This window comes from Streptomyces sp. NPDC034099 (assembly GCF_055575415.1).
Map to the genome: position 1 here is coordinate 190399 of NZ_JBVISR010000014.1, position 22285 is coordinate 212683.

At 68.8% G+C, this 22285-nt stretch carries 19 protein-coding genes and 1 pseudogene; 9 read left to right on the forward strand and 11 right to left on the reverse strand.

Features of this window, described 5'->3' with window-relative positions; genetic code table 11:
• Positions 1 to 150: 150 nt before the first annotated feature.
• Together ACZ56V_RS32475 and ACZ56V_RS32480 are read right to left on the reverse strand one after the other, a co-directional pair.
• Positions 151 to 1299, reverse strand: a complete 1149-nt coding sequence (locus tag ACZ56V_RS32475; RefSeq protein ID WP_398909177.1) for a serine hydrolase domain-containing protein — start codon at positions 1297 to 1299, stop codon at positions 151 to 153.
• Positions 1300 to 1789: 490 nt separating this feature from the next.
• Complete coding sequence (locus tag ACZ56V_RS32480) at positions 1790 to 2398, reverse strand: TetR/AcrR family transcriptional regulator (protein ID WP_398909176.1); 609 nt, start codon at positions 2396 to 2398, stop codon at positions 1790 to 1792.
• 80 nt (positions 2399 to 2478) lie between these two features.
• Here ACZ56V_RS32480 and ACZ56V_RS32485 point away from each other — a divergent pair, with 80 nt between their 5' ends.
• Positions 2479 to 3177 carry an alpha/beta hydrolase gene (locus ACZ56V_RS32485; RefSeq protein WP_398909411.1) on the forward strand — a complete coding sequence of 233 codons (699 nt, stop codon included), beginning with the start codon at positions 2479 to 2481 and terminating at the stop codon, positions 3175 to 3177.
• A 105-nt stretch (positions 3178 to 3282) separates the two neighbouring features.
• Here the strand turns inward: ACZ56V_RS32485 and ACZ56V_RS32490 are convergent, their stop codons facing one another.
• Positions 3283 to 3840, reverse strand: a complete 558-nt coding sequence (locus ACZ56V_RS32490) for a TetR/AcrR family transcriptional regulator (RefSeq protein WP_398909174.1) — start codon at positions 3838 to 3840, stop codon at positions 3283 to 3285.
• A 50-nt stretch (positions 3841 to 3890) separates the two neighbouring features.
• On the opposite strand from ACZ56V_RS32490, the gene ACZ56V_RS32495 reads away from it, so the two are divergent.
• The gene (locus ACZ56V_RS32495; protein WP_468947222.1) at positions 3891 to 5225 is read left to right on the forward strand and encodes an MFS transporter; all 1335 of its coding nucleotides are present in this window, start codon (positions 3891 to 3893) and stop codon (positions 5223 to 5225) included.
• A 313-nt stretch (positions 5226 to 5538) separates the two neighbouring features.
• Here the strand turns inward: ACZ56V_RS32495 and ACZ56V_RS32500 are convergent, their stop codons facing one another.
• The gene (locus ACZ56V_RS32500; RefSeq protein WP_468947224.1) at positions 5539 to 7110 is read right to left on the reverse strand and encodes an amidohydrolase family protein; all 1572 of its coding nucleotides are present in this window, start codon (positions 7108 to 7110) and stop codon (positions 5539 to 5541) included.
• A gap of 436 nt (positions 7111 to 7546) precedes the next feature.
• On the opposite strand from ACZ56V_RS32500, the gene ACZ56V_RS32505 reads away from it, so the two are divergent.
• The 3 genes from ACZ56V_RS32505 (at position 7547) to ACZ56V_RS32515 (ending at position 11053) form a co-directional block, all read left to right on the forward strand.
• On the forward strand, positions 7547 to 8809 hold the full coding sequence (locus ACZ56V_RS32505; RefSeq protein WP_468947225.1) for an FAD-dependent monooxygenase: 1263 nt from the start codon (positions 7547 to 7549) through the stop codon (positions 8807 to 8809).
• A 276-nt stretch (positions 8810 to 9085) separates the two neighbouring features.
• Positions 9086 to 9643 carry a hypothetical protein gene (locus ACZ56V_RS32510; protein ID WP_468947227.1) on the forward strand — a complete coding sequence of 186 codons (558 nt, stop codon included), beginning with the start codon at positions 9086 to 9088 and terminating at the stop codon, positions 9641 to 9643.
• A gap of 378 nt (positions 9644 to 10021) precedes the next feature.
• Entirely contained in the window at positions 10022 to 11053 is a 1032-nt protein-coding gene (locus tag ACZ56V_RS32515) for a pentapeptide repeat-containing protein (RefSeq protein WP_468947228.1), read from the forward strand.
• Positions 11054 to 11155: 102 nt separating this feature from the next.
• Here the strand turns inward: ACZ56V_RS32515 and ACZ56V_RS32520 are convergent, their stop codons facing one another.
• On the reverse strand, positions 11156 to 12118 hold the full coding sequence (locus ACZ56V_RS32520) for a hypothetical protein (RefSeq protein ID WP_468947230.1): 963 nt from the start codon (positions 12116 to 12118) through the stop codon (positions 11156 to 11158).
• 172 nt (positions 12119 to 12290) lie between these two features.
• Between ACZ56V_RS32520 and ACZ56V_RS32525 the strand changes: the two genes are divergently transcribed.
• Positions 12291 to 12917: an ATP-binding protein gene (locus ACZ56V_RS32525; protein ID WP_468947232.1), complete on the forward strand. Its 627-nt coding sequence runs from the start codon at positions 12291 to 12293 to the stop codon at positions 12915 to 12917.
• A 573-nt stretch (positions 12918 to 13490) separates the two neighbouring features.
• Here the strand turns inward: ACZ56V_RS32525 and ACZ56V_RS32530 are convergent.
• A pseudogene (locus ACZ56V_RS32530) lies at positions 13491 to 14573 on the reverse strand (silent information regulator protein Sir2); the annotation flags it as partial.
• A gap of 240 nt (positions 14574 to 14813) precedes the next feature.
• Here ACZ56V_RS32530 and ACZ56V_RS32535 point away from each other — a divergent pair.
• From ACZ56V_RS32535 to ACZ56V_RS32545, 3 genes are read left to right on the forward strand one after another with little or no spacing between them, the layout of a single operon-like run.
• Positions 14814 to 15449, forward strand: a complete 636-nt coding sequence (locus ACZ56V_RS32535) for an NAD(P)H-binding protein (protein WP_468947234.1) — start codon at positions 14814 to 14816, stop codon at positions 15447 to 15449.
• Positions 15446 to 15664, forward strand: a complete 219-nt coding sequence (locus ACZ56V_RS32540) for a hypothetical protein (protein WP_468947236.1) — start codon at positions 15446 to 15448, stop codon at positions 15662 to 15664. Before ACZ56V_RS32535 ends, ACZ56V_RS32540 begins: the two co-directional genes overlap by 4 nt.
• A 59-nt stretch (positions 15665 to 15723) precedes the next feature.
• A complete protein-coding gene (locus tag ACZ56V_RS32545; RefSeq protein WP_468947238.1) occupies positions 15724 to 16059 on the forward strand; it encodes a DUF6328 family protein in 336 nt (111 codons plus the stop codon).
• On the opposite strand, the gene ACZ56V_RS32550 is transcribed toward ACZ56V_RS32545, so the two are convergent.
• The 5 genes from ACZ56V_RS32550 to ACZ56V_RS32570 all read right to left on the reverse strand — a co-directional run bounded on the left by ACZ56V_RS32550 (position 16014) and on the right by ACZ56V_RS32570 (position 22142).
• A complete protein-coding gene (locus ACZ56V_RS32550) occupies positions 16014 to 17771 on the reverse strand; it encodes an amylo-alpha-1,6-glucosidase (protein WP_468947240.1) in 1758 nt (585 codons plus the stop codon). The two genes, ACZ56V_RS32545 and ACZ56V_RS32550, sit on opposite strands and share 46 nt — an antisense overlap.
• 94 nt (positions 17772 to 17865) lie before the next feature.
• Positions 17866 to 18711: a carbohydrate ABC transporter permease gene (locus tag ACZ56V_RS32555; RefSeq protein WP_468947242.1), complete on the reverse strand. Its 846-nt coding sequence runs from the start codon at positions 18709 to 18711 to the stop codon at positions 17866 to 17868.
• A complete protein-coding gene (locus ACZ56V_RS32560) occupies positions 18708 to 19691 on the reverse strand; it encodes a carbohydrate ABC transporter permease (RefSeq protein WP_398909157.1) in 984 nt (327 codons plus the stop codon). The genes ACZ56V_RS32555 and ACZ56V_RS32560 overlap by 4 nt, the downstream gene beginning before the upstream one ends.
• 21 nt (positions 19692 to 19712) lie before the next feature.
• Positions 19713 to 20954 carry a sugar ABC transporter substrate-binding protein gene (locus ACZ56V_RS32565; RefSeq protein WP_468947244.1) on the reverse strand — a complete coding sequence of 414 codons (1242 nt, stop codon included), beginning with the start codon at positions 20952 to 20954 and terminating at the stop codon, positions 19713 to 19715.
• 135 nt (positions 20955 to 21089) lie between these two features.
• Positions 21090 to 22142: a LacI family DNA-binding transcriptional regulator gene (locus tag ACZ56V_RS32570; RefSeq protein WP_356361079.1), complete on the reverse strand. Its 1053-nt coding sequence runs from the start codon at positions 22140 to 22142 to the stop codon at positions 21090 to 21092.
• Between the last annotated feature and the right edge of the window lie 143 nt (positions 22143 to 22285).

The window sequence follows — 22285 nt, forward strand, 5'->3', positions numbered from 1 at the left end:
ACCCTGTCCCGTGCGGTGGACTCCTCCGGGGCGCCGAGGTAGTGGCAGTACAGGGCGCGGTCGGCGAGGGCGAACGCGGAGAGGCAGACGATGCGGTCGACCAGCTCGGCGCGCGCTCTGGGGCAAGCGAGGTCATGGGTCTGAGGTGTGTCAGACGCCGGCCGCGTACTGCCAGAACTCTCTGATCACCGGGGCCGGCGCCGGACCCATCGCCGCCACCTGGGTCAGCAGGATCGTGATCGCTCCCGTTGCCGGGACCACGTGCGCCGCTGTGCCCGTGCCGCCGACCCAACCGTAACGGCCCGGGACGTTCCACGGGTTGGTCCGGTCGATATCGACCGAGCCGCCGAAGCCCCAACCCTGGCCCTCCAGGAACAGCCGTCCGATGTCGCGCTGAACCGGGTTCGTGTGGTCGGTCATCATCATGTGGACGGAGTCGGCCGACAGCACCCGGTTGCCGTCGGCGGCCAGACCGCCGGCCAGCAGCATCCGGCAGAAGGCCAACCAGTCGTCGGCGGTGGAGGCCAGCCCGCCGTTGCCGAGCGGCAGCGCGGGCAGCCGGCTCCACTCCCCACCCGGGCCGTCGGCGAGCTCCAGACTGCCGTCGTCGCCGGAGCGGTAGAAACTGGTGAACCGTCCCCTCTTGGCGGCCGGCACCTCGAAACCGGTGTCCACCATGCCCAGTGGCCCGAAGATCCGCTCCGCCAGGAACTCCGGCAGCGACTGCCCGGTGACCCGAGAGATCAGCACCCCCTGCAGCACGGAGCAGGTGTCGTACAGCCAGGCATCGCCCGGCTGGTAGAGCATCGGAATACTGCCGAGCGCCGCCATCCATTCGTCCGCCGGTGGGAAGGCGCTCGGAATCCGGCCGTCCTTTTGCACGGTGAACAACTCCTGCACCGCGGGCAGCGTGAAGTCGGACGGGAAGCCGTATCCGGCCTGGGAGGCCAGCACGTCGAACACGGTGATGGGCCGGACGGCCGGTACCAGGTCGTCCACCGGGCTTGCCGGATTGCGTACGACCATGGGGGCCTCCAGCTCCGGCAGCCACGTTCCGACCGGATCGTCCAGTGCGACTCGGCCCTCATCCACGAGCACCAGTACCGCGGCCGCGGTGACGGACTTGGTGATCGAGGCGACCCGGACGATGGAGTCCCTGGTCATCGGGGCGTCGCCCTCGGCGTCCTGCGACCCGGTGGCCACCACTTCCACCTGGTCGCCACGTGCTACGAGCGCCACGGCTCCGGGCAGCGTTCCGGCACCGATGTGGGCTTCGAGCACGTCGTGCAAGGTGGTCATGGGGACGCCTTCCAAGGAGGTTGCTGTCGGAAGACAGACTCCCGCAGCGGCAAGGAATCATCGGTCGGTGGCGAGGTCCAATGGCTCGAGCCGCGTCACAGAACGGCTCGAAAGGCGGAGGCGACTCCATCCGGTGCCGACGGAGTAGCCCACGCTGCGGGAACCGGTGAGCGAACTCGGGATCGCCGGGATACGCGGGGAACAGCGCGGTGGCCCGATACGCCTCGGCCGACTCGGTGTCGCTGACCGGGCGGGCCGGCCGCCGATAGCAGGACTGGCGGGCCAGCCCGAGCACCCGGCACGTCACCGCCACCGGCACTCAGTGAAGGGCATCGGCGGCAGCCGACTCACAGACGACGAAGCCGCCGGCAGCTCCGGGCTCGGCGTTCTGCCCCTGCGAACGCCCGACGTCTCCCAGCGAGGCTCCGCCGCGGCAGGAGCACCGTACAACGCAGGCACAACCCGGCGAACCGTTCAGCTGCGATGACGGTCAGGCGAACCTCGTACCCGCCATGCGGCTGGAGTCCGGGCCGGGATGCTTCGTCCGCGTGGTGAGGGGGGTGAGTGTGGCCAGGAAGTCCTCGAAGGCCTGATCGGCTCGCGACACATCCTCTGTGGCCTCGATGTCCATGATGAGACCTCGGATGACCGCGAGTACGAGGGTGCCCAGTTCGGGACGGCCAATGCTTCGCATGCCGTCCTCCAACGGTTTCAGCCAGTCTGTGGTGGCCTCACGACGAAAGCCCGGCCACAAATGCTGTTCCGCATCCTCGCGGAGCCTGCCGAACATACGGAGATAAGGGCGGCCGGTCGGGCCGGTCATGTCCTGCCAGGCTCGTCGCAGCGTACTCACGTAGGGTTCGCCGGGCCTTGGGGAGAGCAGTTCGCCGAAGAAGTCGCGCTGGCGTCGCCTCGCTCGTCCCAGCGTTTCGCGGAGCAGTTGGTCCCGGGTACCGAAGTGGTAGATCAGCATCCGGGGCGAGGTGCCGGACGCCGCCGCGAACGGCTCGAGGCGGTCGGGCAGTCCGTGCGCGAGTGCCTCGTCGACGCAGGCGTCGAGGATGCGGTCACGGATCTCAGGCTGCTTGCGCCGTCCCATGGCCACACGATTTCACGTAATTGCCGGTACGTCTATCGTTGATCGAAGTGGTCGGGACATTCCGGATCGAGGAGGAAGACATGCGTGTGGTGTTTGTGCACGGGGCGTGCGTGCGTGACGGTTCCTGGTGGTGGCACCGGGCCGCCGCGGCCCTGCAGGAGCGCGGCATCAACAGCGTCGCCCCTGCGTTGCCCAGCTGCGGGGAAGGTGAACGGTTGGCCGGACCGCAGGGGCCCGGGCTGCCTGAGGATGTCGCCGCGCTGCGCGCTGTCGTGAACGAGGGGAACGAGCCGACAGCGATCGTGGCGCACAGCTACGGCGGCATCGTCGCGGCCGAGGCCGCGGTGGGCGCGGAGACGGTGCGTCACCTGGTTCTCGTCTCGAGCTATCTGCCCGAGCCCGGTGAATCGCTGTCGACGTTCGCCGCCGACACGCCACCACCGTTCCTGAACTTTGACCCCGACGGCGGCACGTTCAGCGTGCGGCCCGAACTGTTCGCCGAGACGTTCGTCCAGGACTGTCCGCCGGACATCGCCCGCCGCGCAGGGGACCTTCTGGTCCGGCAGACGCTGGCCGTCACCCACCAACCCGTACGGGCGGCGGCGTGGCACGATCTGCCCACGACGTACATGGTGTGCACGGAGGACCGGGGCACCTCGGTGGCGGCGCAACGCGAATTCTCCCGACGCGCGGACAAAGTGGTGGAGGTGAAGGCGGGCCACCACCCGTTCCTGTCGCAGCCACAGACCGTCGCCGACATCATCAGCGGCCTGCTCTGAACAGGACAGCGGGCGGGTCGAGGCGGCGCCACGCACCCCGACGTCGCCGAGCTGACCCGGCACGTGTCCGCCGCAGGGGCCTGACAGCAGCCCGGTCGATCCTGTTCAGTGGTGCCTGTCGACGACGGCACGGACGACGGCGGCGACCTCCTCGCGGTCGGTGGGCCGCGGGTCGACGGAGTTGTGGATGGAGAATCCCTCGACCAGCGCGTCCAGGGCCCGTGCGGTGAGCGGGTCGAAGTGCCTGGCCAGGGAGTCCCGGCTGGCCTGCATCCAGGAGCGCATGACGGTGCGCACCTCGGGATTGCGGGTGGCGAAGGCGTAGAGCTCGTAGCTGAGCAGAAGGTTGCGGTCGGTCCCCCAGACCTTGCCGCAGATGATCTCGACGACCGCCTCCTCGGCCTCCTGGCGGGTCTGCGCCGCCTCCAGAAGGGCGCCGTAGCGTGTGGAGACGGTCTCCGCGAGCCGGGTGAAGGCGTCGGTCAGCAGGTGCTGCATGTCGTCGAAGTAGTAGGTGAGTGACCCGAGCGGCACGCCTGCCGCCTCCGCGATCCTGCGAAAGGTCACCTTGATGGCGCCGTGCTCTGCGATGACATCCAGAGCGGCGTCGAGAATGCGTTCGCGGCGCCGGGGGTCGTTGGGGCCACGAGTGCTGCCTGTCATCGTCGTTGTCCGCCTCGTCTTCTCGGCTTGTCTTCTCGGTCGCCTACCCGATGTGTACATTTGTTCATACTCGGTGGGTGACGCGGGATCGGCACCTGCCCGTCCCTCATTGTCTCCAACACCGGCGGAGCCCTTCCTTGACAGACCGTGCTGTACGCCGACGCCGCCGGGCGCTGTACCTCTTCTTCTTCCTCAACGGCATCGCCATGTCCTCATGGATCACGCGCACCCCGGACGTCCGTGACCGTCTGGGCGTGTCCACGGGGCAGATGGGCCTGGTGCTGTTCGGTCTGTCCGTCGGCTCGATGGCCGGCATCCTCTGTTCCGGCCGTTTCGTGTCGCGGTTCGGGACCAGACCCGTGACGGCGCTGGCCACCCTGTTCGTCATCGCGAGCGTGGTCGTCGTGGGCGCGGGCAGCGCCCTCGGCTCCGCGCCCCTGGTCACCACGGGGCTGTGCTTGTTCGGCGTGGGGGTCGGGTCGGGCGAGGTGGCGATCAACGTGGACGGTGCCGACGTGGAACGGATCACCGGCACGGCGGTTCTGCCCACGCTGCACGGGTGCTTCAGCCTGGGCACCGTCATCGGCGGCCTGGCCGGCATGGCGGCCACCGCTGCGGCGTTCCCCGCCCACTGGCACCTTCTGGCGGTGGCCGCGGTGACGGCCGCGATCTTCGGGTACGCCATCGGTGCCGTCCCCGCCGGGACCGGGGTCCGTGCCCCGGTGTCCGCTTCGGACTCCCCGCGGCCCGCGGGCCCGCGGGTGTGGAAGGACCGGCGGCTCCTGATGATCGGGGCCATCGTCCTGGCCATGGCTCTCGCCGAGGGCGCCGCCAACGACTGGCTGCCGCTGCTCATGGTCGACGGCCACGGTCTCGACGCCGCCGTCGGCTCGCTCGTCTTCGTCGGGTTCGCCGCTGCCATGACCCTGGGCCGCTTCGGCGGCACGTTCTTCCTCAACCGTCACAGCCGGGCGACCGTCGTACGGGCCAGCGCGGTCTCCGGTGCCATCGGGCTGTGCCTGGTCATCTTCTCCGACAACGCCGTCGTGGCCGCGTCCGCCGTCCTGTTCTGGGGACTGGGAGCGTCCCTGGGCTTTCCGGTGGCCCTGTCGGCGGCGGGCGACTCGGGGTCCGACGAGACCGCCCGGGTCGGCCTCGTGGCGACGATCGGCTACGTCGCGTTCCTGGTGGGGCCGCCGGCCCTCGGCTTCCTGGGCGATCACTACGGACTGCGTCCGGCGATGGTCGTGGTCCTGGTGTTCGTCGCCACGGCCGTCCTCGCGGCCCCGGCCGCCGGTACCCGCGCATCCCATCACCGCAAAGCCGAGAGGGGCGTCCCCGTCGAACTCGCCGTCGAGCGGCCACGGCAGCGCACTGAGGGATGATCGCGTGACCGGCGCACGTCGCCGACCGCTTCCAGCAGCAGGTCGACGCCGTCAGGAGCGCGCCTGATGCATTCTTGGACAGCCGCCGGGAACACCTCGCCCACACCGCCCGCTGGCGGCACGCGCGCCGGCCGGTCGAGGAACGCCGCTTCCTGCGTACGGACGCGGCATCAGCAGGGTCACCAAACCCTCGGACGCCTTGGGGCTTTCGGTGGGCCTGTTTTGAGGCGCCCCGAGGGGCAGGTGCCGCGGCAGCGCGTCTCCTGGGCTGCGGCTGACACCACTTGCCGGTGAGGGCGCCGCCGGAGGCCCGTCAGGGGTGTCCGCCGCAGCCGCAGCCCGTCATGGTCGCCCCCTCCTCGGGCGGCGGGGTCTGTGCGGCGGCCGCTTCCACCGCCGCGAGCAGCCGGCGGCGCTCCTGCGGCGGGATCCACCTGCCGTCGACGACCACGCCGTGGATGCGGCGGGTGTTGCGGATGTCGCGCAGCGGGTCGGCGTCGAGGACGAGCAGATCGGCAGCCTGTCCGCGGGCCACGGTGCCGACGGAGGGCAGGCCGAGGGTGCGGGCCGCGTCCCGCGTGGCCGCGCGCAGGGCCTCGGCCGGGGTGAGGCCGGCCGCCACGAGCAGCGCCAGCTCGTCGTGGAGGGCGAAGCCCGGGACGAGGTATCCCGTGCCGGTGTCGGTGCCCGCCGCCAGCCGCACACCGGTGCTGTGCAGTTCGCTCACCAGCCGGAGCCGGTGCTCGAAGATGCGGCGGATCTGCCGGTCCTGCTCGGGGGTGCGCCCACCGGTCAGGGCCGCCAGTTGGTCCGGCCAGCTCTCCACCTGCCAGGCGGGCAGGTACTTCCACTCGTCGGCCCGGGACGGAACCTCGTCGGGCAGCTCCAGCGTGCGGTGCACGCTGAGCGTGGGGACGACTGCTGTCCCGTCAGCCGCCAGACTCCGGAAGAGAGCGTCCGCCCGGTCCCGGTCGTAGCCCTGCACCGCCCGCCATTCAAGGGGATGCACCTGCTGGAACCAGCTGTGGTAGCGGGACAGGCTGCTGGGGTCGCGCGGGTCGATCCGTACGGCGGCCAGGCGGCGTCGTATCTCCTTCTCGTGCCGTGAGGTCGCCAGGAGCAGCGCGTGCAGATGCTCGATGGTGCGGTGGCCGATGGCGCTCGCCTCCGCGATCCCTACGGTGTCGGGGCAGTGCCCGAGGTGGGGGATGCCCTGGCGCCGGGCCTCGTCCGCGATGGCGAAGTAGGCCTCGCGGGACAGGCGGGAGTACACCTTGACGAAGTCCGCGCCCTCGCGCTTGACCCGCCGTACGGCACGCCGGGCCTCGGCCGCGTCGCGGACCTCGATGGTTGGCCCCACGTCGGCCGCCCACAGCGAGGGCGTGCCGTCCACGATGGGGCTGCCGACCACCCAGCGGGGACCGAGCAGCGCACCGCTGCGGATCTTCTCCCGCCACTCGTGGTGGACCGGCTGGCCCCGCATCTCCCGGACCGTGGTGACGCCGGTGAGGGCGTACAGCGCCGGGACCACTGTCTCCGGGCCGTCGCTGTGGGTGTGCGCCTCGATCAGTCCCGGGATCAGGTACTTGCCGGTCAGGTCGACCGTTCGGGTGCCCGGGCGGAGCCGGGTGCGTGCGCTCGGGGCGAGTCCGGTGATGCGGCCCTTCTCGACGACGACCGTCATGTCAGGGGCCGGGGGTGCTCCCGATCCGTCGATCACGGTGACGTGGGCGAGCGCCAACGGGCCGGTGCCGGCGCCGCTTTGGGCACTCGTCCCGGCCGCGCGCGCCGTGCCCGTCAGTGCCGTACCCGTCACGGCCGCGGTCCCGGCCAGGAACCCTCGCCGGGCCATGCCGCGCTGTGCCCCAACTGTCGCTTCGGACATGCTGTTTCCCCTCCTGCTTGCGAATCCGCCGGCCGTGTCCGCCGACCCCCACGACTCTGGCGGACACGGGGCGATAGGACAGTGCGGCCAGACGGTCTATGTGGGGGTGTTGCTGGGACCACCGGCGGCATCCCCGGCGCTGGGGCTGCTCCGGACGTGGACCGGTGCCAGCCAAGGAGTGATCACGCCGCCTCGCGCCCACCCGTGATTGACCTTGGGAATTGGCGTTTCTCATCGATGTCTGCCGAGGTCGGGGCTCATGATCATGCCCGACGGGCGCGCATGCCGAGTTCAGGGGGTTCGCCGGAGCGTGGATGCGGTTTCGGCCGTACCGATGAGTCTCGTGCGGATCCGTAGTCCATACCCCGGATTCACCGACAGCGGTGGGCCTGTGCTGGGAACGTTCCAGCACAGGAGGAAGGACAGGGAGGCAGTGATGGGCGTCGACGACTCCGAGCAGAGGACGCGGGTGAGCGGTCCCAGGGTGTTGGTGGCGGGGGCGAGCATCGCGGGGCCCGCCGTGGCCCACTGGCTGTGCCGGCGGGGGGCCGAGGTGACCGTGGTGGAGCGGGCTCCCGAGCTGCGTCCCGGCGGGCAGGCGGTGGACGCGCGCGGAGTCGCCAAGGAGGTCATCGGGCGCATGGGGCTGGACGCGGCGGTCCGGGCGGCGTGCACCGACACCGCCGGCGCGCACACCGTGGACGCGGACGGGCACGTGCTGGAGACCTTCCGCGCGGACGACGGCGGTGGCGACGGGTTCATCGCGGACATCGAGATCCTGCGCGGGGACCTGTCCCAGGTGCTCTACGACCACACCCGCGACGGCGTCGAGTACATCTTCGGCGACCGCATCGCCGAGCTCGCCCAGGACGCGGACGGGGTCGACGTGGTCTTCGCGGGCGGCGACCGGCGGCGCTTCGACCTGGTGATCGGGGCCGACGGGCTGCACTCGGAGCTGCGAGCCATGGTCTTCGGGCCGCATGAGCGGTTCCTCCGCCACCTCGGGCACGTGCTGGCCTTCTACAGTGTGCCCAACGAGTTCGGGCTGGACCGCTGGCTGCTCGAGTACCAGGACCAGGAGTCCGGGCGCTCAGCCCTCCTGCGTCCCATCCAGGACGCCACTCGGGCGATGGCCATGTTCTACTCCGCCTCTGCTGACCTCGACGTCGACTACCGTGACGTCGCGGCCCAGAAGCGCCTGCTGCGTGAGCGGATGGCGGGCCTGGGCTGGCTGGCCCCGGACATCCTCGCGCACCTGGACGACACCCCGGACTTCTACCTCGACCAGGTCGCCCAGGTGGTGATGGACCGCTGGTCGAGCGGACGGGTGGGGCTGCTCGGGGACGCGGCGTTCAGCTCGTCACCGATGTCCGGGCAGGGCACCGGGCTGGCGCTGGTCGGCGCGTACCTGCTGGCCGGAGAGCTGGCCGCCGCCGAGTGGGACCCCGACACCGGGTTCGCCCGCTACGAGGCGCGGATGCGCTCGTTCGTCGAGGCCAACCAGGAGATCGGCCGACTGAACGCCCGCAGCCGCGAGGTCCCCGGGCCGGATGCCGAGCCGCGCCCCGATTTCGCGAGCGAATGGTTCGCCGAGCTGGTCGGGCGCGCGATCAACGGCATCGAGCTGCCCGACTACGTGGAGGTGCCGGACTCCGTAGCCCCGGCCGGATCGCCGATCACCTCGTCAGCCAAGCCGTAGGTGTCACCCAGCGTGTCGAGAGGGACCACGGTTCGGCAGGGCATCGCCGGACGACCTCGGGAAGCTGACAACGCTCGGCCGCGCACCTGCTGTCTCCGTTCACCCACCCGCTCTGTGCCACCGAACTTCGACCGTGTGCCATTGAAGTTCGGTCGCGAGGGACCGCCGACCAGAGATGCCCCTGACGAAGGTGGGGACGGGCCCCTGGGTGGGTACGGCCTCTTGGATGCGGAGCGACGAGCGTGCCGCATCAAGGAACGGGTCGAGGGAGAAACTGTGGTTCTCTTGGCTCAGTTGCCCGCTCTGATAGGCGTCGTGGTCGGTTCGCTCGGCTCGTATGCCGTGCAGAGCTTGACCGAGCGTCGACAGTGGAAGCGGCAGCGGGACGAGCGGTGGGACGAGCGGTGGGACGAGAAGCGCTTCGAGACGTACGGTCGTTATGCCAATGCCCTCAAGGCGCAGCTTCGTGTCGCCCAGCGCATCGGTGCAGGTCTCGGGTTCGCGGATGTGGTCGATCCGTTGCAGCCGGCCGAGGGTCTGCCTTTGCTTGCCGACGCGGAGTCCCATCGTGCTACTGAGTGGGAGTCTGTCCTGCTCGTCGGGGACGCGGCGACGATCGCGGCGGCACGGAAGTGGCACGAGATGATCTGGACCATAGAGCTGCTCGTACGGGAGGGGCCTGTCGACGCCGAGATGTGGACCAAGGCCCATCGGCTCGCGAGTGTGGCACGCGATGCCTTTTACGAGAGCGCGCGGCGTGACCTCGGCATCGCGGGAGATCCGCCGCCGTCCGGCAACTGGCCACGGACGTGGCGGACTGAACTCTCCGGATAGCCCTTCCGCATCCGCCTCAAGGGTCCAACTTCGATGGCAAATCGGGCCGCCCGGCCGGATCTCGTACACGTCCGTGTGCCTCCGTCCTCGTATGTGCGGGGCGCTTGCACGGCGCTCGGGACTGCCGGCGCCGCGGCCCTAGTCTGACGGGTGCAAAACCGGTGACCAGCCACGCCGCCCTTTGACTCGTCGCGGACTTCGCGCAACGAGCCCTTCCACTGCACCTGGAAAGACGGGGCAGGGCTCCGTACAGTCGCGGCTATGGCAGATAGGGGTACCCGACGGCGGCGAGGGCTGCCGTTGTGGCCGGTCGGACGCGTTCTTTCCCTGGTTTTCCTGGCTGCTGTCGTTGTGGCGGGCGGAGTGTTGTGGAGCTTGGTGGAACTCCTGGGAGTCCACCAACTAGAGGCCGAAACTCAGCTGACCTCACAAACTCTGGTCGACCTCGTGAAACTCTCCTTCGGAGTGGTCGCCGGCTCGGGCGCACTCGTAGCTCTGGTAGTCGCCTACCGCCGACAGCGCGTCGACGAGGACGGCGCGCTGCGGGAAGCCACACGCCTGCACACTGAACGGTTCACCGCCGCGGTCTCCCAGCTCGGCGACACCTCAGCCGCCGTCCGCCTAGGTGGAGTTCACGCACTGGCCGGACTCGCTGACGATGCCCCTACCAAGGAACTCCGCCAGACCTGCATCGACGTCCTCTGTGCCTACCTTCGGCTTCCCTACATGCCCGGTCCCGGCCCCGACTCCGACGACCCGGCGCTGCGCCACGATTATCTGTCTCTGCGAGAAGTCCGTCACACCATCATCCGCCTCATCGGAGATCATCTAAGCCTGCCTGCCGACGACTCCCGCTGCTGGCAAGGCCATGACCTCGACTTCACCAACGCCGTCTTCGACGGCGGGACCTTGAACGGTGCGCAATTCACCGGTGGCTGGGTTTCCTTCACCGGCGCCGTCTTCAACGGCCACTTCTCATTCGCCAACACGCGGTTCTCCGGCGCCCGTGTGTCCTTCACCAATACTCAGTTCATCGGTGGAGGTGTTAGTTTCACCAGTTCGACCTTTTCCGGCGGCCTAATCACGTTCATCGACGCGCAGGTCTCCGGCGCGAGTGTCTCCTTCCTCGCCACGCAGTTCTCTGGCGGACAGCTCTTTTTCGACGGCGCACGGTTCTCCGACGGCCAGGTCGACTTCAGGGGCGCGCAGTTCACTGGTGCCGAGATCACCTTCCACAAGGCTCAGTTCACCGACGGCCGGGTTGACTTCCAGCACGCACAGTTCACCGGTGGACAGGTCGATCTACGACGAGCCACAGGAAGAGCGCCGATTCACCTGCTTCCGGCCGACGGACAACCGCTCCCCCCGGGCCTGATGCTGCCCGAAGGATGGTCCCTGCCAACTGCGTAAGACGCACAGTCCGGGCAGAAATCCGACATCGGCCAAGAACGGCAACCCGCAAGCAAGCCGCCCTGCCGGGGGTGCCTGCCACCCCATCGTGGTGCGCTCCTCTCACTGAGCGGCTGAGCGGGCCAGGTCTGCGCTGAATTCCCGTAGTTCCGGCGACGGGCGTGGCGCGGATTTGACCAGCCGCGCTACAGAGCGGGCCTGGTCGGAGATGCATGAAGGGTCCATCAGCCCTGGACCACCGGGCTGTTGTGGATTCGTGGCCTGTTCTGCCATGGCGAGAAATGCCGTGGCCTTGTCGGTCGGGGCCAGGTAAGTAACCTCGGGCACCGTGACCGTGGAGCCGTCGTCCATGTGCAGGGAAATCGTGAAGGTATAGATCCAGGGCATCGACCCCTCTCCGTAGCGCTCGGGCCCCACCGTGAACGCAACCCGCTCCTGGGCATGCGGCGGGAGGGTGTACTTCATCTTCCGGGGGACTACGGCACCCGCCTGTGCTTCAGCCGGGATCTTGTTGTCGTACTGCGCTGTGATGTCAGTCGGCCCGGCACCGTAGCGGCAGAACACCTCAGTAGCGGAAGCAAGGTTCACTTCAGCGCGGGTGATCAGAACGGGATTGTCCGCGCTGTTCCTCAGCGTTGCACTGACAACGGACGCAGGTACCCGAATCCGCTCGGTGACTTGTCCGTCGAAGACCACATCGGCAGCGACGTTCTGCTCCCGGTCGACGTCCGAGTCGACCAGTTCGACCGCTGGCGGCGGCTCGGGGTCAGGCGTGGGCTGTGCATCGGGCCAGAAGAGGAAGATCAGTCCGGCCAACCCAGCGGCCACTGTGACAACGGTGCCGACGATCTCGAGCGCCCTGTTCTGCCTGTGCCAAAACCCGCCTTCTTGCTGGGGGCCGTTCTCCCCCGCATCGGCATCGCCCTGCACCCGTGTAGAACCCTGACCGCCGCCATCGCCCGTTTGTCCGCTCGACCGCGGCGGCACCGAGCTGCCGCTTGCCCACTCCTGCGGATCCTGGCGCTGCTCCCCCTCGTGTAAACCGTCTGTCTCTCCGGAGCTCATGCCCGTCTCTTCCCCCCGTTTCCACAGCGGCCACCCACCCACACGTAACCCAGTGACGGGTTCGCGCAGTAGCCCATCACCGACCGTGCCCAGGTGGGAAGTGAGAAATGAAGTCATTGCGAGGATTCCGCGCTGCTCGGGCAGTCCCTACCATGCCCCGCATACTTCATGGATGGACACACCGAGGACTTCCTGGCGCAACACCACGCACGACTGGGCAAGCACCGTTGATCTCGACCATCTTGCGCACATCCGCCAGGATTCAGCCGCATTCGCTCCTGGCGGCACACTGCATCTGATCCTGGAAGTTGTCGCCTATGCGGCGGACGAGGCCGCATCTGGCCAGGGCGGACGCTGCTGGATCACCCTCTTCCCAGACGGCTCCGTGGCCGTTGCCGACGACGGACGGGGCACCGACACACGCCGCGACGAGCACAGGCACATCGTGAAGAAGCCTGTCATGGCAACGAAGGACCTCCGGTTCTTCGACCACCCCGATGCCCCATCCCTCCCCGACGCCCACGCGCGCAGGGGCATGTCCGTCGTCGCTGCTCTCAGCACCTGGCTCGTCCATACCAACCGCCGCATCAACGGCTCCTGGACGCAGCGATACGAACACGGCGTGCCCACCACTGACCTGCAACCGGTCGTGGATGACTCCACGACCGGGACCACCGTCCACTTCCTCCCCGACGAACCCTTTCGAAAGGCCGACAGCACGATGCTCGACAACCTGGAGCGATGCGTGCAGTCATGGCAGCACCTCTCCATCCAAATTGAGGACCGTCGCGGAACGTAGAGCGACGACGTCTCGTGTGAGGGCAACGGCCGGGTGCCCGGAGGCAGGTGCGCACGCGTCCACTCGTGCAGGAACGTCATGTTCGCGCAGGCCGGTTCAGGCGGCAGGGCAGGCGGGGCTGGAGGCTCGTCCTCGCTTTGTGCGGCCTTGCGTACCTCCAGGGCGAGCGCTCCGAAGTCACGGCGCCAGCCGAAGAGCGGTCGCGAGCCCGGCGACCAGGTGCTTGTGCGGAATGTGCCGGCGTAGCAGCAGGACCTCGATCAGTGCCCGGGCACCGTCACGCTCGCCGTGAACCTTCCTGGCCAGGGCTCCCCCATTTCGAGACGACATCCGGCTGTGTCGTGAGCGTGGGCACTGCCCGGAGGGACGCAGGCACAGTTCCGATCGTCCTGGTCCTGCTGTTGCTGGGTCGTCGTAGATCGTGTCTTGGGTGAGTTTTCGGGCGGTCACGGTCTGCTGCTCGGCCGGGCGGAGGTCGTGGTGCCCCGCCCGGCGGAGCTCACCGTGATGCGTCTGGGGCAGTGGCGTGCGCAGCGGTCCCCGTTCGCCGGGCACGCCCGCCCGTTGGGCGCCTTACAGCGTCACGGCCTTGCCGCCGAGGGTGACGACGAGCTTGCCGTCCGTGGCGAACGACCAGCCGAGGGCTCCGCTGTAGGAGGAGCAGCGGCTGCCGTTCGAGCCCGTCCAGAACTGGTTGGAGCTGTCCGCGCTCCCGACGGTCTTGTCGTTCGAGCCGGACACCGAGAAGCGGCACGAAGTGTTGGAGCGGAACACCGACGTGCCCTTGTCGAACGAGTAGTTGCGCTCCGCGTTGTCGACGCTCAAGTTGCTGGAGATCGCCATGGAGCCCGGGTTGCTGTTGTACGTGAACCCGTGGTGGCCGTTCTTGAAGGCGATGCTGCGGCGTACGACGTGGTTGACGGCGATGTCGTCGCCGCCCAGCTTGTAGCCGTTGCGGTCGCCGTTGGTGTTCACGGTGCCGTCGCTGAGCGTGCCGTTGCTGTACGCGAGAGAGTCCTCGATGGTGACCGGGCCGATCGCTCCGGTGTCGGTCTTGGTGTAGAGGTCCCAGCCGTCGTCGATGTTGTGGTGGGAGACGGCGTAGCGGAAGACGTTGCCCGTGCCCGTGGTGAGTTTGGCGGCGAACCCGTCCGCGTCCTCGCCGTCGGAGTCGGCGTTGTCGTGCGACTCGGCGCTCACGATCAGGTTGTTCGATGGCCACTGACTCATGGGCGTGCTGGAGGAGATCCGGCCGAGCTGCAGACCGGTGTCGCGGTTGAAGCGCGTGACGGTGCGCTCGATGACGTTGTTGCTGCCGCCGACGTAGATGCCGTTGTCCCCGGCGCGCTCGACGACGATGCCCTTGACGTGCCAGTACGAGCCGTTCACCTGCAGCCCGCGGTTCGCCGAACTCTCGCTCTGCGCGGCGAAGTTGAGCACCGGCTTCTCGCTCCCGTAGGCGGTGATGGTGGTACGCGCGGATGCGGTGCCGTTCTGCCCTTGGGGCACGGTGACGGTCTGGCTGTACGCGTACGTTCCGCCGCGCAGGTAGATCGTGCCACCCGCGGCGACCCGGCTGATCGCCGAGGCCAGCGTCGTCGGGTCGGCCAGGGTGCCGGCGGCGCCCGCGGTCCCGGACGGTGCGACGTAGACGGTCGTCGCGGCCTGCGCCGCCGCCTGCGCGGTCGTGCCGGAGGCCACCGCGGCCAGAGTGCCGGCGAGCAGGCCGAAAGAGGCAACGAGAGGTCTCAGTTCCATCGTTCGATCTCCAAACGTGGGGGGCGATGAACGGGTACGGACATGAACTGTTACGCGGAGGGGAACACCTCGGAGCAACAGACAGAAAGCGCTCTCTATCGGGAGAGTAGAGAGCACGTCCCGAGTGAGTCAAGAGTCATGTACGTGCCCACCGGTCACCCACATGAACATTTACCGAAGCTGGTCCGCCGCGAGGACGACCGCGCGGCCGAGGTGCGGGCCCTGGGCGCCGAGGTCGTCACCGGGGACCTGACCCGCCCCGAAACGGTGGCGGCCGCGCTCGACGGCGTCCGCCGGACGTACTTCGGACTCAGCGTGTCCCCGGACCACCTGCTGGCGGCGACCGTCATGGCCACGGTCGCGAAGGCGCACGGCGAACTCGACCTGCTGGTGGACATGTCGCAGATGACGGTGTCGCAGATGACGGCCACCAGCACCGCGGAATCCCACCAGCAGCGGCAGCACTGGCTGGCGGAGCAGGTGCTGGACTGGTCGGGCCTGCCCGTGGTGCATGTGCGCCCGACGACGTTCCTCGACAATCTGCTGTTCACCACCCTCGCGGCGCGCTCGATCCGCGAGAACGGCACGCCGGCATTGCCGTTCGGGACCGGGCGTACCTCACCAGTCGCCGCCTACGACGTCGCCCAGGTGGTCGCGACCATCCTGCGCGATCCCGGGGAGCACACCGGGAAGGTGTACGAGCTGACCGGACCGCGGGCGCTCGACATGACCGCAGTGGCCCAGGCGTTCTCCAGGCACTCGGCCGCACAGTGACCTACCTGAACGTCCCCCTGCGACGGTGGCGCACAGAGGTACTCACGAACGCGGGCCTCCCGCGGCACACCGAGCAGCACATCGCGACCATGGCGCGGCTGCACCGCGCGAACCGCTACGACAGGGCGACCACCGATGTCGAGCGCATCACCGGGAAACGACCCCTGACCGTCGAGGAGTTCGTCGCCGTCCGCAAGGACTTCTACCTCGGCTGACCGCCGCTCCCCGTGGTCATCGTCCGTGTCTCCGGCGTGGGGACAGCTTCAACGGGCAGATGAATGGTCCGCGAAGGGTGCAGGTGGCGCACCGGATGATGATGGGCGGCATGCTCCTGATGGCCGTGACCGTCGGGTGCACACTGCTTCTGATCCTGCATGGCGTGGTTTCGGACCTCATGGCGAAGCTGCTCGTCGGCGGCGTGATGGTCTGGTTCGCACTGGTGTGGCACGTGCTCCCCCTGTGGCTTCGCCGTCGTCCCGCGCGCCGCGCGGTCCGCGAGCGTAGCCCCGACCGCAGCCCTGGCCAGGCCCGGCACATCAGCCGAACGGGTGCCGGCGTGGTCCGTCAGGCGGTGACCGCCTGCGACGGCTCGGTGCGTCGGAGTTCGTAGGCTTCGGCGAGAAGCAGGTAGCCGCTTGCGGTCCAGGTGTAGGCCCGGTCGCGCAGCCCCGTGCCGGTGACGGCGTCGAAGTTCTCCGCAAAGCCGGAGGTTTCGCACAGGGCGCGGAATCGTGCGCTGGCCTCGTCCGCGAGACGGTGGTGACCGGCACGGCGCAGGCCATCCTCGACGAGCACGGTGGACGGGGCCCAGATCGGTCCACGCCAGTAGCCGTCGGAGACGTAGTGCGGTGAGGTGGGCTGTTCGGTGGCCAGGCCGTGTGGCGTCAGGTGCGCCCCGAGACCTGCGGCGAGTTCGGCTGCGACGTCCCCGGGCAAGTACTCGCCCAGCGTGATGGGCATCAGGTCCAGAAGGCTGGTGCCGGCCAAAGGGCGGCCGTCCGCGAGCGAACGGGCGATGAAGCGGCCGTCGGTCCACAGTTCCCCGAACATCGCCGCCTGCGTCGTGTCGGCCGTTCGCATCCACCGCCGGGCGTCACCCGTAAGCTCCAATTCTTCGGCAATTCGCGCCAGTTCACGCATCTGCAGGACGAGGAAGGCGGCCAGGTCGGCGGTCACGACGACGCGCTCGGCGTCGAAGGTGGTGGCGTTGTCCCAGCCGCTGTCGTTGCCGTGCTGGTAGTGGGGCAGGGCGGCACCGGGGGCGCGTCGTGCCGTGAGCCAGAAGTCCGTCCAGCGGGCGATGCGGTCGTACGCCGCGGTCAGTCGCGTCCTCTCGAGTGGCGCGGGGAGTCGTCGGCGCAGATGTCCGAAGGCCCAGCCGTGGATGGGGGGCTTGACGAAGTTGTGCAGTACTTCGGAATGGGTGACCGAGTCCGGCAGGGCGCCGCTCTCGTCCTGGTGGTCGAAGGGCAGGAAGAACTGGTCCCAGGCCAGTTCCGGTTGTCCGGGGGCCAGGGCGAGAGCGTTGAAGCAGTGGTCCCAGCTCCACACCTTGTCCATCCAGTGCTTGGACATCAGCACCGCGGGCCTGGTGACGAAGCCCCTCGGCCGGACGGTCGCGGACCACAGCACATAGGCGGCGAGCTCCGCGGCGGGGGTGGAGGGCGAACGCCACGGCGCGATGGCATCGGTGAAGTCCGTGAAGGCGGTGCGTGCGGCCTCGACGATCCGGTCGAAGGCAACCGAGGAGCTGTAAGGGGTGCGTGCGGTCTCGTACTCCTCGACCGCGATCTCCCAGGTCCCGCCGCCGTCGGCCGCGATCGTGACACCGCGGTCGGCACTGCCCAGTGCCTGCGCGCCGGTGGTACCGGCCACTGCGCCGGACAGGACGGTGATCCGGTAGCGCCGCCCCGTCTCGTACGAGGTGAACACGTACGCGGTGGCGTGGGGCTCCTGGTAGAAGTAGGTGCCGCTGAACGGGGTCAGTGCCCGCGCCGCCGCGCAGACGCGGATGCCCAGACCGTTTCCCCGCAGGCGAAGGGTGTCCGGTGACTCGTAGGCGAGGTCGACGCGGCCCGTCCGGCCGATCCAGCTGAGCAGGTCCGGGGTCGCCTCGACGCGTGTTGCGGCGCGGGTTCCCGTCCCCGGGCTCACGGGGGTCAGGCTCAGGACGGCGTGCATGCCGGTTTGGTGGGAGACGAGGTGGAGGTCCTCGGCGTACGTTTTCTCCGCCACCACGGGCGAGATGCCGAACCAGGATCCGCGGGTGCTGAACGGGATGTCGTGGACGGAGAAAGCCGGGCCGGAGAGGGCGGCGGTCATGAGGGGCGACTCGATTCTCGGGCGGGAGGCAACGGCCGTCCGGCAAGGGGACGGTGGAGCCGTGACGAGGAAAAGGGACGGGCTGCCGCGGAGGTCAGTCCTTGACGGCTCCTGCGGTGACACCGGCCGCGACGTACCGCTGTGCCAGGACGAGGATGACGGCGGCCGGCAGTGAGGCCACGACGGCGGTGGCCATGATGGCGTTCCATTCCTGGTTGTTGTTGCCGATGTAGTGGTAGATGCCGAGGGTGATGGGCTCGTGGGCGCCGCCGTTGACGAGGGTGCCGGCGAAGACGAAGTCGGACCAGGACCACAGGAAGGCGAACAGGGACACCGTGACGACGGAGTTGCGGCTCATCGGCAGGACGACGGACCAGAAGGTGCGCAGGGCTCCGGCGCCGTCCATCGTGGCGGCCTGGATCAGCTCGCCGGGGATGCCGGACATGAACGCCGTGAAGATGAGCACGGCGAAGGGGACGGCCAGGGTGGAGTCCGCGAGGATCAGGCCGGGGACGGACTGGAGCAGGCCGAGGTTGAGGTAGATGGCGTAGAAGCCCATCGCCATGATGATGCCGGGGATCATCTGGGCGGCCAGCAGGACGAAGTTGAGGATGCCGCCGCCGCGGGGGCGGAGCTTGGCCAGCGCGTATCCGGCGGGTGCGGCCAGGGCCACGGTCAGGACGACGGTACCCAGGCCGATGACGAGGCTGGTGGCGAGGTAGGGCAGCTGTTCGTCGAGGACCCTGCGGTAGCCGTCGAGTGTGCCCCGCACGGGAAACAGGCCGGGCGGGCTCTTGCGCATGTCCTCGTCCCGGGTGAAGGAGACGTTGAGCATCCAGTAGACCGGGAAGAGCATGACCGCCGTGAGCAGGGTGCCCGTGGCCGTCTTCCACCAGTGGCTCCGGCTCCCGCGCGGGCGGAGTGTGGTCGCGGTAGTCATGAGACGTGCTGCTTTCGCTGGACCTTCAGGTAGATCAGGCCGAACACCAGGGCGGCCACGACGAGGAGGTTTCCGACCGCCGCCCCTGGCCCGAAGGCGGGCAGGGCGTTGCCGAATCCGAGCTGGTAGGACCAGGTGGCGAAGGTGGTGGAGGCATCCGCCGGCCCGCCCTTGGTCATGATCCAGATGATGTCGAAGACCTTGAGTGTGTAGACCAGGCCGAGGAGCAGCGTGATGGCGGACACCGGTCGCAGCAGGGGCAAGGTGAGGTGCCAGAAGCGCTGCCAGGCGTTCGCCCCGTCCAGGGCGGCCGCCTCGTAGAGCGAATCCGGGATCGACTGGAGGCCGCTGTAGAGGACGACGAGGTTGAACGGCACGCCGATCCAGATGTTGGCGATGATCACCGAGGTGAGTGACCACGAGGGCGAGGTGAGCCAGTTCACCGGGTTGATGCCGACGGCGTGCAGGACGGCGTTGACGATGCCGGAGTCGCTGTTGAGCATCCACGACCAGGTGGAGGCCGACACGATGAGCGGCAGCAGCCACGGCACCAGGAACAGGGCACGCAGGGTCGCCGACAGGGGGAAGTGTTGCTTGAAGAAGATCGCGAGGGCCAGTCCGAAGGCGTACTGGAAGACCAGGCACACGACGGTGAACACCGCGGTGTGCAGCAGAGCCGGCGTGAAGGCGGGGTCGTCGAAGACGGTGAGGTAGTTCTCCAGGCCCGTGAACGGCGCGTTGCCCTGGACGAAGGAACGGACCGTGTAGTTGCGCAGGCTCAGGTCGATGTTGCGGTACAGCGGGTAGGCGTAGAACAGGACGAGGTAGAGCGTCACCGGGGCCAGGAAGGCCCAGGCGGCCCACTGCTGGGACGTCGGACGACGCCGTGTTCGCGCGGGAGCCGGTGACGGGGTGACGCCGGCCGCCCCCTTCCGGACGCGCGCGGACCGGCGGTCCGGCAACTGGGTCGTGTGAGTCATCTGCTGACCGGGGTTTCGTGGCTACTTGACGGCGGACTGGGCCTTGGCCAGCGCGTCCTTCGGTGACTGCGCACCGCTGAGGGCGGACTGCACGGCCTTCCACAACTGCTCGGAGATCCGCGGGTACTTCGTGCCCAGGTCGTCGCTGGTGCGTCCCTTGGCCGCCTTCACCGCGTCGACCCAGGGCTTCAGCTCGGCGTTCGCCGCGACCTGCTTGTCCTGCACTTCGCCCGTCGGTGCCACGTACGACAGGGTCGCGTCGGTGGTGTTGAGGTTCTCGGCGCTGGTCAGGCAGGAGACCAGCTTCCGCGACGTGGTGTAGCGGCCGGTGTCGCCCTGGGCCGGGACGGTGACGAACTCGCCGCCCGTCGGGGCCGCGGCGTTGCCTCCCGCGGACGCGGGGATGGGCAGGACGCCGTAGTCGAAGCCGGCCTTCTGGACGTTGGCGAGCTGCCAGGTGCCGTTCTCCGCGAAGGCGTAGTCGCCGCTCGCGAACTCCTGCCAGCTGGTCGTCTGGGTGTTGTTGATGACCGAGTTGGGCGCGTACCCCTTCTCCAGCCAGTCCTTCCACAGGGACAGCGCGTCGGCCGCCTGCTCGGAGTCGAGTTCGGTCAGTGTCGCCCCGGAGCCCCAGAACCACGGCAGGAACTGGAAGCTGCCCTCTTCGGTGCCGATGGCCGAGAAGGTGATGCCCTTCTTGCCGGCTGCCTCGACCTTCTCGAGAGCCGCCGTCAGCGACTTCCAGTCCTTGACCGAGGTGATGTCCACCCCGGCGTTTTGCAGCACGTCCTTGTTGTAGTACAGGGCAAGGGTGTTGGCGCCGATCGGCGTGCCGTACGTCTTGCCGCCCGACTGGCCGGCGGCGAGCAGGTTGGCGTCTACCGTGGAGGTGTCCAGCTTGTTCTCGTCGGTCGTGGTGAGCACGCCGGCTTCGGCCAGGGTCGACACCACCGGGTTGTCGACGATGAGGAGGTCCGCGGAGTTGTCCTGCTGCGCCGCCAGCAGCGCCTTGTTGGAGAGGTCGCTCGTGTCGAAGGCCGTCCGCTTGATCTTCACGCCGGCCTTGGTGCCGCAGGCATCCAGCAGCTTCGCCCAGGCCGACCCCTTGCCGAACTGCGGGTAGGGGTCCCAGACGGTGTACGTTCCGCTGTCGCCCTCGGCGCTCGTGCTGCCCGAGCCGGAGGAGCAGGCGGTGCCGGTGACGGCGACGACGGTCGACAGGGCCACTGTCGCGGTGAGGCGACGCCTGGGGATTCTACGCATTGCGGATTCCTTAGTTCTTGGCACAGGTGTGCTCGGGACGCCGTGTGGGCGTGCGAGGCCATGTCCGCACGGCCGGAGGGGAACGGTTCGGGACGCTGCGGGAGGAGGAGGTGGTCCGTGGAGCGGTGTCGTTCTTCAGGACCGCGGAGAGAGGCCGGCCGAGGCGTCGGCCGGGACCGCTCCGGCCGCGGGTCCGGTGCTGGAGCGCAGGGAGATCGGCGGCACAAGGAGGTGGTGCCGTGGTGCCGCGCCAGGATGGTCGAGGCGTTCCATGAGCAGTTCGACGGCGCGTCGGCCCATCTCCTCCGCCGGCACGTCCGCCGCGGTGAGCTGCGGGGTCACCGTCTCCGCCCATCGGCCGGCCACCACCCCGGTGACGGAGAAGTCGCGCGGCACATGGCGACCCGCCCGGGCGAGACCCCGGTAGATGCCTCCGAGAGCCGCCTCGTTGAGGGTGACCAGCGCCGTGGTGGCCGGGTCGTCGTGCAGGATGCGCTCCAGGCACGCCTGACCGGAGGCCGCGTCGTCCCCGCAGCAGTACGTCCGCACGGTGAGCCCGCGCTCGGCGGCGGCCTTGGTGAACCCTTCCAGCCCCCGGTGCGCGGACTCGTATCCGGTGCGCAGCAGTTGTTCCGGCCGGTTGACGAAAGCGATCGTGCGGTGGCCCAGGTCCGCCAGATGATGGACGCACGCCTCCGCCAGCCTGGTGTGGTCCAGGCCGACCCACCAGCCGTCCTCCGGATGCGCCGTACGACCGATGGCGACGCAGGGGAAGTCCAACTCGACCATGTGATCGACGCGGTCGTCCTCCAGCCTGATCTCCATCAGGATGGCGCCGTCCACCCGCCGCTCCCCCAGCAGGCGCTGGAACGAGCGGTCGCTGTCCACGCCGCTCGGTGACATCAGCACGTCGTAGTCGTGCGCCGCGGCGGCCTCCACCACACTGCCGATGAAATCGAGCTGCATCCCGGTGTAGTGATTGCCGGCCGGCGGGAACACCAGGCCGATCGTGCTGGTGCGGCCGTTGGCCAGGGCCCGGGCACTCGCGTTGGGCCGGTACCCCAGCTCGTCGATGACCCGCTGGATCTTCCGACGGGTCTCTTCGGACACGGCGCGCTTGCCACTGAGCGCGTAGGACACGGTGCTCCGGGAGACACCGGCCCGCTTGGCGATTTCACCGATGTTCACGGCAACTCCTCTGTCGAACCGGTTCGCACGGAAGAGGTGAGCGCACCCACCGGTCGTCCGAAGGTCTGGGGCTGGATGGTGATCACGACCGGTTGTCGAACCGGTTCGCTGAATGGAAGGTAGGGAGCACACCCATCGCTGTC

Excerpts from the sequence above, each read along its gene's own strand:
- ACZ56V_RS32565 (WP_468947244.1), bottom strand. The coding sequence starts at position 20,954 with ATGCGTAGAATCCCCAGGCGTCGCCTCACCGCGACAGTGGCCCTGTCG.
- ACZ56V_RS32545 (WP_468947238.1), top strand. The coding sequence starts at position 15,724 with ATGAATGGTCCGCGAAGGGTGCAGGTGGCGCACCGGATGATGATGGGC.
- ACZ56V_RS32495 (WP_468947222.1), top strand. The coding sequence starts at position 3,891 with ATGTGTACATTTGTTCATACTCGGTGGGTGACGCGGGATCGGCACCTG.
- ACZ56V_RS32520 (WP_468947230.1), bottom strand. The coding sequence starts at position 12,118 with ATGAGCTCCGGAGAGACAGACGGTTTACACGAGGGGGAGCAGCGCCAG.
- ACZ56V_RS32505 (WP_468947225.1), top strand. The coding sequence starts at position 7,547 with ATGGGCGTCGACGACTCCGAGCAGAGGACGCGGGTGAGCGGTCCCAGG.
- ACZ56V_RS32555 (WP_468947242.1), bottom strand. The coding sequence starts at position 18,711 with ATGACTACCGCGACCACACTCCGCCCGCGCGGGAGCCGGAGCCACTGG.
- ACZ56V_RS32500 (WP_468947224.1), bottom strand. The coding sequence starts at position 7,110 with ATGTCCGAAGCGACAGTTGGGGCACAGCGCGGCATGGCCCGGCGAGGG.
- ACZ56V_RS32525 (WP_468947232.1), top strand. The coding sequence starts at position 12,291 with ATGGACACACCGAGGACTTCCTGGCGCAACACCACGCACGACTGGGCA.
- ACZ56V_RS32560 (WP_398909157.1), bottom strand. The coding sequence starts at position 19,691 with ATGACTCACACGACCCAGTTGCCGGACCGCCGGTCCGCGCGCGTCCGG.
- ACZ56V_RS32490 (WP_398909174.1), bottom strand. The coding sequence starts at position 3,840 with ATGACAGGCAGCACTCGTGGCCCCAACGACCCCCGGCGCCGCGAACGC.
- ACZ56V_RS32550 (WP_468947240.1), bottom strand. The coding sequence starts at position 17,771 with ATGACCGCCGCCCTCTCCGGCCCGGCTTTCTCCGTCCACGACATCCCG.
- ACZ56V_RS32535 (WP_468947234.1), top strand. The coding sequence starts at position 14,814 with ATGTACGTGCCCACCGGTCACCCACATGAACATTTACCGAAGCTGGTC.
- ACZ56V_RS32475 (WP_398909177.1), bottom strand. The coding sequence starts at position 1,299 with ATGACCACCTTGCACGACGTGCTCGAAGCCCACATCGGTGCCGGAACG.
- ACZ56V_RS32480 (WP_398909176.1), bottom strand. The coding sequence starts at position 2,398 with ATGGGACGGCGCAAGCAGCCTGAGATCCGTGACCGCATCCTCGACGCC.
- ACZ56V_RS32485 (WP_398909411.1), top strand. The coding sequence starts at position 2,479 with ATGCGTGTGGTGTTTGTGCACGGGGCGTGCGTGCGTGACGGTTCCTGG.